Consider the following 14632-nt stretch of genomic DNA (forward strand, 5'->3'; position numbering starts at 1 on the left):
GACTGTTTACAATTTTACAGTCTCTAAATTACTCAATATTATAAACTTTCTACTTCTGTTGTATCTGTCTTTTCAATATGTTCTACTTTATGTGCCTTATTTCTTGTCGCACGATAAAACAGTAAGCAAACAATCATAAATGGAATTCCACAATATAACGCCATTCTTTGTTCTGGAATAAAGGCCATACCAACAATTACTGTTACATTTAATACTAATGCAAGCAGTGGTACGAATGGATACAGTGGTGTTTTAAATTTCAAGTCTTTCACATCTCCGCCCTGCTTTATATATGACCTTCTAGCTAATAAGTTAGATAGAGCAATAGATGCCCAAACTAATATCGCTCCGAACCCGGCAATAGAAAGTAGCCATAAATAAACTGTATCTTCCGCATAAATACCTGATAGTAATGAAAGGCAACCTACAATTGTACTTACAATCAATGCATAAATAGGAACACCATTTTTAGATAACTTACCAAAAATCGGACTAATCATTCCTTGATTAGACATAGACCATAGCATACGAGAAGTTGCATATAATCCTGAATTCGCAACGGATAGAACCGCTGTAATAATAACGAAATTGATAATATCGGCTGCATAAGGAATACCAATTTTATCAAATACAACTACAAATGGACTTTCTATTACTCCCGCCTGTTGCCAAGGGAATAATCCTGCAAGAATGAAAATAGATAATACAAAGAACACGAGTATACGCCAAACTGTATTATTAATTGCCTTCGGGATTGTTTTCTCTGGATTTTCACTCTCACCTGCTGCAATACCGACTAGTTCTGTTCCTTGGAAGGAAAAGTTAACAGCAATCATCGTAATTAAAATAGCGGATAATCCATTTGGAAACAATCCACCATAATCAGTAAAACTAGAGAACATTGGTGCTGGTTCATTTCCTTTCATATCTAGAAAACCAAACATCGCTGCCCCGCCCAAAATAATAAATGCAATGATCGTAATTACTTTAATACTTGCAAACCAAAATTCAACTTCTGCAAAACTTCTTGAAGATAACGCATTGATAGCAAAAAGCAGTACCGCAAACACTACGCACCAAATCCATGACGGTACATCTGGAAACCATCGTTTCATTAAAATACTAACTGCAATTAGTTCAATACCTATCGTAGCTGACCAGTTTAACCACGACATCCATCCGACTACATAACCCGCTGCAGGGGAAATGTGCTTCGTTGCATACGTTTGATAAGACCCTGCGTCAGGCATTGCAACAGCTAACTCTCCAAGACAGAGCATCGTTAAATACATAACAAATCCTCCGACAAGATAAGCTACAATCGCTCCTCCAGGTCCAGCTTCATGAATTGTATACCCCGATCCTAAAAAAAGTCCGGTACCAATAACTCCTCCAAGTGCAATCATAAATATGTGCCTGCTCTTCAATTCTCTTTTTAATCCTTGGTTTTGATTCATCATATAAATCCCCCCTTTTCACTTTGTAACCCTATTAAATGTAAGCGTTTCAAAAATTCTTCATCGTAAAATAAATTATTAAAGAGTGCAAAATACATATCATGCTATTAATCACTACCTGTTATTAAAAGATCATCCCTCATTGTTATTAATAACTTTTGATCAGCGATAGCTTGTCCTTCTACTACTTCTAATGATTCAATATACCCACTTATTCCTACCTTAATTTCTACTTTCTGTTTATCTACCGTTTCAATTAACGCTAATTTCTCCCACTCATATACGTAAGAACTTTCCTTAACAAATAACTTCTCTACTTTCCCGTAACAAGGACTATACACGCCTTCTATAACCGTCTTCACTTTATAAATTCCTCCTTCTTATTAGTTGGTACTGAAACGTTGCATATCTCTCCTTTAAAAATTTCAATTATTATTTATGCAAAATGCGTACCAATCTCCAATTCCTATTTAAAATGAAGGTTTCTCACAAAAAAAACTTCATAACCGCAAAATTTTTCTATCATTTAAGAAGTTTTAAAAGGAAAATAGCAAAAAAATTTTGCGGTTTTATAATAATTTTAATAAAATTATAAAAAGTCAGTCTTCATAGGGTGAAATGAGGAGAAGATAATCTATGCGTACAGAAGAAATTAATTTAAAACAGATCATTGAAATGAATATGCTATATGAAACTTTACTCAATGAACTCGATATCGGGATTCATATTATTAATGAGGAAAGTAAAACGATTATCTATAACCGCAAAATGATGGAAATTGAATCAATGGAACGCTCAGATGTGTTATATAAAAATCCTTTAGAAGTATTCGCATTTGAAGAAAATAAAAATAGTACTCTTATAGAAGCATTAAAATTAGGAAAAACAAACAAAAATATAAAACAAACATACTTTAACAATAAAGGGCAAGAAATTACGACGATTAACAATACTTTCCCTATAATAGAAAATGGAAAAATTAAAGGCGCTATTGAAATTTCAAAAGAGATTAGCAATTCTAAACAAACAATGAAAACAAACCTTTCCCGAAAACAAAATAATAAGTTTACCTTTGATCACATAATTGGTGGTTCTGAAGCCATTCAATCAATCATTGCGGAAGGAAAAAGGGTAATTCGTACATCCTCCTCTATACTTCTCGTAGGAGAGACAGGCACTGGGAAAGAACTATTTGCACAAAGTATCCATAATGAAAGCCAGCGTTCAGGCAAACCATTTATTTCACAAAACTGTGCCGCTATACCTGATACACTCATGGAAAGCTTATTATTTGGTACGAACCGCGGTGCATTTACAGGAGCTATTGATAAAGCTGGTTTATTTGAAGAAGCAAACGGAGGAACTTTACTATTAGATGAGATTAACTCATTAAGTCCAGCGCTTCAAGCGAAATTACTGCGAGCTATACAAGAAAAAACAATACGAAGAATCGGAGGCACACAAGAAAAAGAAATTGATGTTCGCATTATAGCAACTATTAATGAAGACCCTCTTGAAGCTATGACACACAATCGATTACGGGAAGACTTATATTATCGATTAAGTGTCGTTACTTTATGCCTCCCGCCGTTACGTGAACGAAAAGACGATATTCCGGCTCTTGTTCAACACTTTATCGAAAAATACAACATTCAATTTGGACTTAGTGTAACAGATGTAGATGTGCATGTAAGAGAATTTTTGTATGCATATGATTGGCCTGGAAACGTAAGAGAATTGGAACATATCATTGAAGGTTCAATGAATTTAGTTGAAGATGAAAACATCATTACAGCGTTTCATCTTCCCACTCGCTTTCGCGAACGAATAAAAAAAGAATTCAATACGCAACCTTCCCTAACTAATAACGATACTGATACACCTAAAACATTAAAACACACAATAGAAGCAATGGAAAAGAACTACATCAATCAAATTCTAAAAGAATATCACGGGAATATCTCACAAGCTGCAAAATTTTTAGGATTAAGTAGACAAAACTTACAATATCGAATTAAAAAATTGCATTTACACATATAAAATAAGACTTTAATCAGTGGCGGTTTTGTCCATCTTCGACTGATGACTAGCCCTCACCAATTAGTCTTTTATTGCCTATTAAAACGGGATCAATCTGTTTCCAAGTACAAATAAAAAAATTGGTAAAATATGATATAATTAACATATAACATACTTGAAAGGAATGATATATATGAGTAGTAATACAAAGTTAAAGTTATTACAATACTTAGCCTTTTTCCCTACCCTTGTATGTATGATGGTACTCATTGATATAAATGCCTATCCTTATGCAAAGCTACTAGCAACAATTAGCGGCTCTTTTGCAGCTATTATGCTTGCTGCTTTTTGGAATTTGAAGATACGTATGAAGAAAGAAAGATCTTCTTAACGCTAAAGCATAAAAAAATCGAGCCTACACAGCTCGATTTTTTTACTGATTATTAAAACTCAACATTCTCCAAATACAAACCACTTGCCTCAGCAAGACAATTAATTTGATTGCGTTGTTTCGCCTCTAAAATGTGTGGAATTGCTTCTGCATCTAATTGTCCTAATCCAACTTCAATTAATGCTCCAACAATTTTTCGTACCATGTTATGAAGGAATCCATTACCACTTACTCTAATTTGTACAAATCCTGCCTCTTCCATCACATCAAGTGTATATACTTCTCGCACCATAGACTTTTTCTTTGATTTTGCATTTGAAAAAGCAGTAAAGTCATGTGAACCAACTAAATGTTTCGCAGCTTCTTTCATGCTTTTCACATTTAATTTCTTATTCACATGCATACTGTATTTACGCATAAATGGATTCGTATGCTCTTCATTCCAAATTTTATACAGATATGTTTTTGCTTTAGAATTGTAACGAGCATGGAAGCGATCATGTACTTCTTCTACATTCGTAATGCTAATATCATTTGGCAAATATTGATTTAAATATTTTTTCACTTTATGTTCCACTAACTTCTCATCACTTTGAAAGTTAGCAACTTGATTCAAAGCATGTACACCAGCGTCTGTTCTACTGCAACCGATAATTTCAATTTCTTTTCCGATCATTTCAGATATGACACTTTCGATTTTCCCTTGAATCGTATTATCGTTATTGCCGAGACGTTGCCATCCTTTAAAACGTGCACCGTCGTACTGAATTGTTAATTTATAATTGTTCATCTTATTCTCCTTCACAGAAAATATTCCCTCATATCATGAGGGAATATGAATAAACTTTACTTTCTAACAAGCTTCACTACATTTTCTACATGAGCTGTGTGCGGGAACATATCCACTGGTTGTACATATTCCACTTCATAGCTCTTCATTAACGCTTGTACATCACGTGCTAATGAAGAAGGGTTACAAGATACGTAAACAACTTGTTTCGGCTTCACTTTTAAAATTGTTTCCAGTAATTTATCATCGCAACCTGTACGAGGTGGATCGACAACAATTACATCTGGACGCCATCCTTCTTTTACCCATTTCGGTAGCCATTGTTCAGCTTTACCTGCTTCATATTTCGTATTTGTAAATCCGTGACGCTTCGCATTTTTTCTTGCGTCTGCAATTGCTTCTGGAATTACATCCATACCACGTACTTCCGCTGCATCATTTGCAAGCCAAAGTCCGATTGTACCAACACCACAATACGCATCTACAATTTTCTCATTGCCAGTTAAAGCAGCGGCTTTTTTCGCTTCATTGTATAAAACAACCGTTTGTTCTGGATTCAACTGGAAGAATGCACGTGCTGATAATTCAAATGATAAATCACCAAGTGTTTCTTGAATTACTTCTTTTCCAGCTAATTTAAATGTTTTATCACCGAAAATAACAGATGTTTTACGCCAGTTTACATTTTGCATAATTGATTTAACAGCTGGCATCTGTTTTTGTACTTCTGCAATAAATTGTTCTTTATTTGGCAACTCTTCTTTTGTTGTAATAAGTGTAACTTGTACTTCCCCTGTTTGAACTGCAGTACGTGTCACAATTGTACGTACTAAACCTTTTTGTTTTTTCTCATTGTAAATAGAAACATTTAATTTTTCTAAAATACGTCTTACAACTTTTGTCGCTTCATTCGTTGCTTTATGTTGAATCATACAATGAGCAATATCAATTAACTGATGTGAATTTTGTTTATACAGTCCTGTAATAACCTTTTCGTCTTTACGCCCCACTTGTAGTTGACTCTTATTACGATAATGCCATGGATTTTCCATGCCAAGCGTCGGACGAATTTTCTCTTCCAAACCGTTGTTCATATACTTCTGGAATGCTTGTACAACGATATCACGCTTTTGATTTAATTGTTCTTTATAGTCTAAATGTTGTAATTGGCAACCGCCGCACTCTTCGTATACCGGACATGGTGCTTTCACACGATGTGGTGAAGCTTTACGAACTTTTTTCACTTTCGCTTCAGCGAAGCCACGCTGAATTTTCGTCGTTTCAGCAACAACTTCTTCTCCTGGTAATGCCCCGGGAATGAAGACAACTTGTCTCTTAAAATAACCAACGCCTTCTCCGTTAATCCCAAGACGTTTAATTGTCACAGGAAACGTTTGACCAACTTCCAACTTACTCTCATGTTGCTTTTGTATCATTATTACACCTCTACTCTATACTTTTCCATAAATATAACGCTGCATAACTGCAGTATGGTTCACACTCTTGTTTCACTTTTTCTAAAAATGCATCATCAGGTTTATCATCTAATTGAAATACACCTTGTACTGCACGCTGAATCCCAATGTCCGCTTTCGGAAACATATTTTTCCGTCCAAGCCCAAACATTAAAAAGTTTTGCACTGTCCATGTACCAATCCCCCTAATTGGTAACAATTGTGCTGCAACCCCTTCTTCTGTTTCGTTTTCTATTCTAGTTAAATCTAACTTACCACCTATAATACACTTTGCTAATCCTACTATATATTCAGCCTTTCGCTGACTAAACTTCTGCTCTCTCAATTCCTCTATTGAAATATTTGCTACTATTTCTGGAGTGGGGAAAAAGAATACACCGTTCTTTTCTGTTCCATATCGTTTCACAAACTGTTCTGTTAACACAGTAGCAAATTTCAAATTTATTTGTTGATGAATGATACAGCGAAGAAGACAAGCAAAATAATCAAATTCTAAAATAATTGGAGTATAAGCATATGTTTCAAATAGTGGACGTAATGATGTGTTTAAAAAATGATTTTGTATATCTTGAAACGGTTCATTCCAATGAAAAATGGCCCTCATTCGTTTCATAACTTTCTCTGGATCTCCTGTCTGACTAGAAATCCAAAACTGTGGATTTTGAACAGTACCAATCCCTTGCAGGCGAACAACAATCTGTTCCTCGTCTATACAAAGCGGGACATAAATAACTTTCTCATCTAATTGAATGACGTTAAGAGGATCAAAAGATAAACGTTTTAATACTTCTTCAAAATGATACGGATACTCTAACGTAACATGTTCGCTCCACATACGTTTCCCCATCCTTTTTACACATCATTATAGCATGAGAAAACCGCAAGCATACATGCTTACGGTTGATTGCTTTTTACTAAGTCATCTAGACTTTTAAAATGATACCCTTTCTCGCGCAAATCATCAATGATTTTCGCAAGTGCTTCTGCATTATCTTTTGATATTGCATGAAGTAATAAAATAGATCCTGGATGAATCATCGTCATAACATTATTATGCGCATATTGCCATCCTCTTTGCTCATCCACTTTCCAATCCAAAAATGCAAGTGACCAAAATACATTATAGTAGCCCATTTCTTTCGTAAGAGCTAACGTTCTTTCACTAAATACGCCGCGCGGAGGACGTACATATTTCACTTCTTTTTGCCCGGTTACTTTTTTAATTTCTTCCGTTACACTCGTTAATTCTTGACGAAGTTTCTCATCATTTACCGCTGTGAAATCAGGATGGCTCCACGAATGGTTTCCAATAATGTGTCCTTCATTCTTCATTCTTAACAATAAATCTTTTTGTGTTTTAATATAATGCCCCGTTACAAAGAAAGTTGCTGGTACTTTTTTCTCTTTTAATACATCTAATATTTTCCCTGTGTATCCATTCTCATATCCATTATCAAATGTTAAATAAATATCCTTTTTCTTCGTATCCCCTAAATAAAAACCACCATTTTTTTGTAGCAAATCTGTATATAACTTTCCTGCATCTGGTACTGTTTCATTTTTAGGGCGCGGGATTCCCCAGTTATGTGGAGTATTTGTATAAGCTAGTGCCGAAACTGGAACAAGTGCCATCATAATTGAAAAAATGAGACCGATATATAACCATTTATGTTTCATAAATAGTCTCCTTTCCATATATAATCGTACTCGTAGTTTCTGTTGCTACGCATTCTTTCATGCTGAACATGTTTTTCTATATATACCAAAAAAATGCATCTCGAATCGTTCGAGATGCATTTTTGTTTACTTAAATACTGGCTCTTTAAAGCTAGCTAATTTTTCAAGTGATGTTTTATCAACATCTGCATGTAAGCTATTACCGTGAGAATCCATCGTTACAACTGCTTTAAATTCATCGATACGTAAATGCCACATTGCCTCTGGAATACCAAATTGTAAGAAATCAACATCTTTCACTTCTTTAATACATTCAGCATAATATTGCGCTGCACCACCGATTGCGTTTAAATATACACCACCGTGTTCTTCTAAAGCTGCTAATGTTTTCGCACCCATGCCGCCTTTTCCAATGACAGCTCTAATACCGAATTTCTTCATAATATCACCTTGGTACGGTTCTTCACGAATACTTGTCGTTGGACCTGCCGCTTTAATTTGCCAATTGTCATTGTCATCTTTCACAACAACTGGACCACAGTGGTAAATAATTTGTCCATTTAAATCTACTGGACAATCGTTATCCATTAAATGCTTATGAATTGCGTCACGACCTGTATACATCATGCCATTAATTGTTACAACATCACCAACGCGAAGTTCACGAATTTGCTCTTCTGTAATTGGCGCTTGTAATACAATTTCACGCTGCTCCGTTTTTTCTTGTACTTCTTGCTCCAGTGTATCTTCACCTTCTTGATATAACCAATCCATAATTTCACCTGTTTCAGGATGGATTGTTACACCAAGGCGACGGTATGCCCAGCAATTATACGCCACAGATACGTAGAAACTAGCTGGCAGACGGTTATACACACCAATTTTACAGCCAAGTAAAGTTGTTTCTCCGCCAAATCCCATCGTACCAATGCCAAGCTTATTCGCATTTTCTAATACATATTCTTCAAGTTGTTGTAATTCTGGGATTGGATTGACATCATCTAATGTACGGAATAATTGATTTTTTGCTAATTCGTAACCTGATGTGCGGTCTCCCCCGATACCAACACCAATTACACCTGCACTACATCCTTGACCTTGTGCTTGATATACCGCATGAAGAAGGCATTTACGAATCCCTTCTAAATCACGGCCAGCTCGTCCAAGTCCTTCTAGTTCACACGGTAAGCTATACTGAATATTTTTATTCTCACAGCCACCCCCCTTTAGGATTAAACGTGCATCAATATAATCTTTTTCCCATTGTTCAAACTTAATAACCGGTGTACCTGGTCCTAAATTATTTCCACTATTGTCTCCAAAAAGAGAATCAACAGAATTTGGACGAAGTTTACCATCTTTTGTCGCCCGCTCAAGCGCATTATAGATAGCTTCCTTCAACTTTAATTGATTCACACCAACTGGTGTATAAATTTTAAACGTTGGCATCCCTGTATCTTGGCAAATTGGCGAGATGTTATCATCAGCCATTTTAATATTATTTGTAATTGTGCCAAGTGCCATCGCAGAACGAGTCCCTGCATTTTCTCGCTCTTTCGCTTGTTGAATCGCACGACGAACATCTTTCGGTAAGTTCGTTGACGTTTCAACAATTAGTTGATACATGCTTTCTTGAAGCTTTTCCATTGTTACTTCCCCCTCAATTGTGAACGCTACCAAAACGTTATGAGCTGAAATTTCCACTATTATGCTCTGCAGCTTTTTATTTGTTTCACGCTATTCAAGCATACATGAAATTTTTCACAACTTGATTATACCTCTTTTTCTATCGTCCTTCTATTATCCGCACAGAAAAAGGCTACCAAATTGGAATTGGCAGCCTTTTTAATATATTATTCGTCTTTTTTAAATTGCTCACATTTTAATTCTAATTCATCTAGCATTGCAAGAAGACGATCTACATCTTCTAATTCTACTTCTTCAGGTTCAATTGTATCAATTACTTCAATGAACATATTTAAACGTTCTTTTAAATATACTAATTGTGTATCTTTATCTTGAATTGCTTTTCCCATGAAGGCACTCTCCTTTTAATTCGAGTTGCTTTTATTATACCGCAAAAATGATTACAATGGGTATGTAATTTCATCAATTTTGTCACGGTTATTCACTATAATGTAAGCCCTCTCTCTTTTTCCTCTAAAAAGTTTCGCTTTATAAAAAGCACATATTCTTCTATTATAGAGGATGGACAAATTGTTATTTCAATAGTCAAAGGAGTATTTCATATGACGATATCACAAAAAATGAAGCCGATTACTCCTTCTTACGATCCATGGGAAGCGTATATGGACCTTGAAGAGTACGGCAAACTACTATTAACAAATGTTGAGTTTACAACAACGACGTTATGCAATATGCGCTGTGAGCATTGCGCTGTTGGTTACACTTTACAGCCGAAAGACCCGAATCCGCTTCCGATGGATCTTTTATTAAAACGATTAGATGAGATTCCTCATTTACGTTCTTTAAGTATTACTGGCGGAGAACCTATGCTTTCAAAAAAATCCGTCGACAACTATGTAACACCACTCTTAAAATACGCCCACGAACGAGGTGTTCGCACTCAAATCAACTCAAACTTAACTATAGATTTAGCACGTTACGAACAAATTATTCCCTATTTAGACGTATTGCATATATCTCATAACTGGGGAACAATTGACGACTTCGTTGAAGGCGGATTTGCAATGATGGAGCGTAAACCTACGTATGAACAGCGTGCAAAATTATTTGAACGTATGATCACAAATAGTAAAGCTCTATCAGATGCAGGTGTACTCGTATCAGCCGAAACGATGTTGAATAAACGAACTCTACCACACATTGAGCATATTCATCGTCAAATCGTTGATGAAATGGGATGTAAACGTCATGAGGTTCACCCAATGTATCCAAGTGACTTCGCGAGTAATCTAGAGATTTTAACAAAAGCTGAAATTCGTGATGCAATTGAACATTTACTAGAAATTCGCGATGAAAATGTATGGATGTTATTTGGAACTTTACCTTTCTATGCTTGTAGCGATGATGAGCGAGACATTGCCACATTTAAAAAATTACAAAAGAGCAAAAATGTAACTGTTCGTAACGATCCAGATGGCCGTTCTCGTTTAAATGTAAATATTTTTGATGGAAATATTATTGTAACGGACTTTGGTGATGTTCCACTTCTAGGTAACATTCAAACAAATACGTTACAAGAAGCGTATGAAAAATGGAGCGCTTCAAAAACAGCAAAATCATTAAGCTGTCACTGTCCAGCAGTAAAATGTCTTGGACCGAATGTTCTTGTAAAAAACAGCTACTATCCAACCGAAGATTTCTTATCAAAAACAGCAAATATTACATTATAAAAAAACGTCAGCTTATAAGCTGACGTTTTTTATCTTATTGCGAATGAGAAGAAGAAATGAATTTAAAATATAAATGATCATGAATTGGGATAGCGGCTCCAATTCCTTGAGAAGTAATATTTTTTACAACAAGCCTTTTTTGATTTCCTTTTAATACGAGATATACTTCTCCAAATGTTACTTTTCCTTTTTCATTTACCGCTGGTGTATAAGCGTATAAATATCCGAGTTGACTCGGGCTAATATTATACACTCTCTCATGTCCTGTACCATAACCAATAGTCGTTTTAAATGAAAGTGGTAATTGTACTTTTTCAAGTGCTTTGAGAAGCATCATTTTTTTCACATCTGCAGCATCTTTCATATCTGCTGTTAAATCACCTTCAACCGTCTTTTGTGTTTCTTGCTTATAGCGTAGTGGATATAGGCGATCTCCTCCGCGATTATCGTACACATTGCGATTTACTTGTTTATATTCCCAATTAACCGATGTATCAATCGATTCATAATGTAAAGCCCATTGCCCTAAATAAATCTTTGCTCGGTACCCTACCGCAAGCGGCGCATTCGAAATTGTTGTTTCATTAAACATTCGAATTAAGTCCGGATTTTCAATTTTAATATTTGCTGTTTTTAATAATTCTTGAGCAAACTTACTCGGCTGTAAACGCGGTAAATCTTGCGCATCATTTGGAAACGTATTGTCTTTAGAAATATTTAAAACAGATGAAGGCATTTTTGTTTCTACTGTTGTCTTTGCAAAGCCACTGTTAGGAAATAATAAAATAAACGAGACCATAGTTGAAAGACATATGCTGTATACTCGTTTCACCTGTCTGGCTCCTTCCTACATAAAGGTATATATACTACTTCGTTTATTGTTTTCTCTGAGCACAATTGTTATGCCTATTTTTCATAATAAATAAAAACCAATTCCCATAATGACATACGCAGCTAATAAAGTACCGCCTTCAAACCAGTTTGTATCTCCATCATTTGAAATCGCAATCGTTAAGAAAACAGCTGTAATCATAGAAACAAGTTCTGGTATTGTAAATACTAAAGGCATCCTTTGCGTGAAAAACATAGAAAGCAGTACTAATACAGGAGCAACAAACATGGCAATTTGTAATGTAGAACCTATCGCAATCTCAACTGCAATATTTACTTTATTTTTATACGCCATAATAATTGCAGATGCATGTTCTGCTGCATTTCCAACAATCGCAACGATAATAACACCTATAAACAATTCTGACCAACCAAATGATTTTGCAACTGTCTCAAATGTATGCACGAGCGCCTCTGACACATAAGCTACCGCAATTGTTGCTATCGCTAAAATGAGTAATGCTTTCCCTTTCGACCACTCTGGTTCTTCCTCATGAGCGACTTCATCACTTTTCTGCTGATATACACCACGGTGCGTAACTAACTTAAATAGCAATGCAGCAAGGTACATAATAATCATAATAATCGAGACACCTATACTTAACTGATACGTCTTTCCAGCGTCCATCTTCATTGAAAAAATCTCTGGAATAACAAATGCTACTACTACAGCAAAGATTAATAAAGCCGAATTATGCCTTGCATCATATACATTAAAACTTTGTCTCTTATATTTAAGCCCTCCCACAAAGAAGGATAGCCCTCCTACTAATAATAAATTTCCAAGTACAGAACCCGTTAAAGAAGCTAACACAACTTCAATTAATCCTGCCTGAAGGGCAAAAATTGAAATGATTAGTTCAACGGCATTACCGAAAGTAGCATTTAATAATCCACCTATTCTAGGACCAGATACAATTGCCAAACTTTCTGTCGCTCTCCCCATAAAACCCGCTAATGCGATAATCGTAATACAATACACAGCAAACATAATTGTTTGAGGCCAATGAAGTGTTTTCCCAAGCACAGACAGTGGTACACCTATAAGAGCCACTATAAGAAATATTTTATTAAACATGCTTTTCATCCTTCCATCGTATGTATTTCTCCTCGATATTATTATTATTCTTCTCCTAACTTGTCCGATTTCATCACAATTGCGTTTAAAAAATTGAATTGAAGAAAACAGTATGAAAGATATTTAAATTACCTTGTTGAAACAGACAGAATTATAAATTATGAAAAGGGGTTAAAATTATGCACTTAAAAGAAAAAATCGCAACTATTATTCAAGGTCAACGTACCGGTGTATTATCTACAGTACGAAATGAGAAACCTCATAGCGCCTTTATGATGTTTTTCCACGAAGATTTTGTACTGTATGTTGCAACAGATCGACAATCAAAAAAGATAACAGATATTAAAAACAATCCAAATGTACATGTACTACTTGGTCGTGAAGGAAAAAAATTAGATGAAGATTATATCGAAGTGGAAGGCTTAGCCTCCATCGAGGAAGACTCCACATTAAAAAACAAGTTTTGGAGTAATAGCTTAAAGCGTTGGTTACTCGGTCCTGAAGACCCTAATTATGTACTAATTAAAATCAATCCCGATACAATTTATTACATCGATGGTGCCGGTACGACGGAGCCCGAGTTTTTACGACTATAAAGTGAAACAAGCCCACCTTTAGGTGGGCTTGTTTTGTCGAAAAGTTCTTCTGAAAAAAACAATAAAATAGGTGGAACTTTCTAAAGATTCTGTTATATAATAGCAGTAACTTAAATAAACTGTATTAAAACAGATTGAGAGGAGAAATAAAATTGATGAAAAGAGAAGAACGTAAAAACATGATTGAGTTTATCGAAAAGAAAAAAGGGATTGAGCGTGACGAATTATTGTTTATGACAGATGATGAAGTAGAACATATTTATAATGTAACGTACTTTTTATATGAAGAAATTGCAGAGTAGTATAATAATCCCCACCTTATGAAAAATATAAGGTGGGGATTATTTCGTTATCTATCCAGCTCTTTGCGAGGCGGTAAAATCCCATTCACTTTATACATGAGAATGATTTTCATGTATAATAATGTAAGATTGGAGGAATTTTACTATGAGTTCATGGCTCTTATTCGCACTATTATCAGCAATTACTGCTGCCCTTGTATCTATTTTCGGTAAGATTGGTTTAGATGGAATCGATGCCAATGTTGCTACGACGGTTCGTTCTATTATTATGGCATTATTTATGGTAGGCGTTATTATTATACAAGGTAAATTTCAAAATATCGGCGACGTACTGCTAAATAAAAAAGCACTGCTCTTTATCACATTAAGTGGAGTTGCAGGTGCTTCGTCATGGCTATTTTATTTTCTTGCCCTTAAAACAGGAAAGGTTTCACAAGTAGCTCCTGTCGATAAATTAAGTGTCGTATTTTCTATCATTCTCGCTATGATTATACTCGGCGAAAAGTTAAACTTTATGACTGGTATTGGTGTTGTCTTTATTACAGCTGGTGTACTATTTATCGCTTTCAGCTAAAAAAC

At 35.3% G+C, this 14632-nt stretch carries 16 protein-coding genes; 6 read left to right on the forward strand and 10 right to left on the reverse strand.

The genetic code is table 11. The features are described 5' to 3' along the window. Positions 1-38: 38 nt before the first annotated feature. Entirely contained in the window at positions 39-1460 is a 1422-nt protein-coding gene (locus ACTFNE_RS19570) for an amino acid permease (RefSeq protein ID WP_000981864.1), read from the reverse strand. A 104-nt stretch (positions 1461-1564) separates the two neighbouring features. Further along, positions 1565-1819 carry a biotin/lipoyl-containing protein gene (locus ACTFNE_RS19575; protein WP_046199054.1) on the reverse strand — a complete coding sequence of 85 codons (255 nt, stop codon included), beginning with the start codon at positions 1817-1819 and terminating at the stop codon, positions 1565-1567. A gap of 274 nt (positions 1820-2093) precedes the next feature. Here ACTFNE_RS19575 and ACTFNE_RS19580 point away from each other — a divergent pair, with 274 nt between their 5' ends. After that, positions 2094-3497: a sigma-54 interaction domain-containing protein gene (locus tag ACTFNE_RS19580; protein ID WP_046199053.1), complete on the forward strand. Its 1404-nt coding sequence runs from the start codon at positions 2094-2096 to the stop codon at positions 3495-3497. Between the two features lie 172 nt (positions 3498-3669). Further along, entirely contained in the window at positions 3670-3867 is a 198-nt protein-coding gene (locus ACTFNE_RS19585) for a hypothetical protein (RefSeq protein WP_046199052.1), read from the forward strand. Between the two features lie 52 nt (positions 3868-3919). On the opposite strand, the gene truA is transcribed toward ACTFNE_RS19585, so the two are convergent. From truA to ACTFNE_RS19615, 6 genes are all read right to left on the reverse strand, one after another. Then, entirely contained in the window at positions 3920-4657 is a 738-nt protein-coding gene (gene truA, locus ACTFNE_RS19590; RefSeq protein WP_046199051.1) for a tRNA pseudouridine(38-40) synthase TruA, read from the reverse strand. A gap of 56 nt (positions 4658-4713) precedes the next feature. After that, positions 4714-6093, reverse strand: a complete 1380-nt coding sequence (gene rlmD / locus ACTFNE_RS19595; RefSeq protein WP_000615223.1) for a 23S rRNA (uracil(1939)-C(5))-methyltransferase RlmD — start codon at positions 6091-6093, stop codon at positions 4714-4716. Between the two features lie 10 nt (positions 6094-6103). Then, entirely contained in the window at positions 6104-6967 is an 864-nt protein-coding gene (locus ACTFNE_RS19600) for a DNA-3-methyladenine glycosylase family protein (RefSeq protein WP_270705171.1), read from the reverse strand. A 59-nt stretch (positions 6968-7026) separates the two neighbouring features. Beyond that, positions 7027-7809, reverse strand: coding sequence for a delta-lactam-biosynthetic de-N-acetylase (pdaA, locus tag ACTFNE_RS19605; protein ID WP_000681213.1), 783 nt, complete (start codon positions 7807-7809; stop codon positions 7027-7029). Between the two features lie 126 nt (positions 7810-7935). After that, positions 7936-9456 carry a class I fumarate hydratase gene (fumA, locus tag ACTFNE_RS19610; RefSeq protein WP_270705170.1) on the reverse strand — a complete coding sequence of 507 codons (1521 nt, stop codon included), beginning with the start codon at positions 9454-9456 and terminating at the stop codon, positions 7936-7938. Positions 9457-9662: 206 nt separating this feature from the next. Continuing rightward, the gene (locus ACTFNE_RS19615; protein WP_000513558.1) at positions 9663-9845 is read right to left on the reverse strand and encodes an SE1561 family protein; all 183 of its coding nucleotides are present in this window, start codon (positions 9843-9845) and stop codon (positions 9663-9665) included. Positions 9846-10058: 213 nt separating this feature from the next. Between ACTFNE_RS19615 and yfkAB the strand changes: the two genes are divergently transcribed. Continuing rightward, on the forward strand, positions 10059-11186 hold the full coding sequence (gene yfkAB / locus ACTFNE_RS19620) for a radical SAM/CxCxxxxC motif protein YfkAB (protein WP_000156010.1): 1128 nt from the start codon (positions 10059-10061) through the stop codon (positions 11184-11186). Positions 11187-11220: 34 nt separating this feature from the next. Here the strand turns inward: yfkAB and ACTFNE_RS19625 are convergent, their stop codons facing one another. Continuing rightward, entirely contained in the window at positions 11221-12018 is a 798-nt protein-coding gene (locus ACTFNE_RS19625) for a YfkD famly protein (RefSeq protein WP_001992424.1), read from the reverse strand. An 81-nt stretch (positions 12019-12099) separates the two neighbouring features. Beyond that, entirely contained in the window at positions 12100-13155 is a 1056-nt protein-coding gene (gene cax / locus ACTFNE_RS19630) for a calcium/proton exchanger (RefSeq protein ID WP_000482147.1), read from the reverse strand. A gap of 179 nt (positions 13156-13334) precedes the next feature. Between cax and ACTFNE_RS19635 the strand changes: the two genes are divergently transcribed. The 3 genes from ACTFNE_RS19635 (at position 13335) to ACTFNE_RS19645 (ending at position 14627) form a co-directional block, all read left to right on the forward strand. Next, a complete protein-coding gene (locus ACTFNE_RS19635) occupies positions 13335-13751 on the forward strand; it encodes a pyridoxamine 5'-phosphate oxidase family protein (protein ID WP_000550222.1) in 417 nt (138 codons plus the stop codon). Positions 13752-13906: 155 nt separating this feature from the next. Next, complete coding sequence (locus ACTFNE_RS19640; RefSeq protein WP_000817786.1) at positions 13907-14053, forward strand: BH0509 family protein; 147 nt, start codon at positions 13907-13909, stop codon at positions 14051-14053. A 145-nt stretch (positions 14054-14198) separates the two neighbouring features. Continuing rightward, a complete protein-coding gene (locus ACTFNE_RS19645; protein ID WP_000100309.1) occupies positions 14199-14627 on the forward strand; it encodes an EamA family transporter in 429 nt (142 codons plus the stop codon). Positions 14628-14632: the final 5 nt, after the last annotated feature.

It is taken from the genome of Bacillus cereus group sp. MYBKT111-2, from assembly GCF_051915205.1.
Classification (GTDB): Bacteria; Bacillota; Bacilli; order Bacillales; family Bacillaceae_G; genus Bacillus_A; species Bacillus_A paranthracis.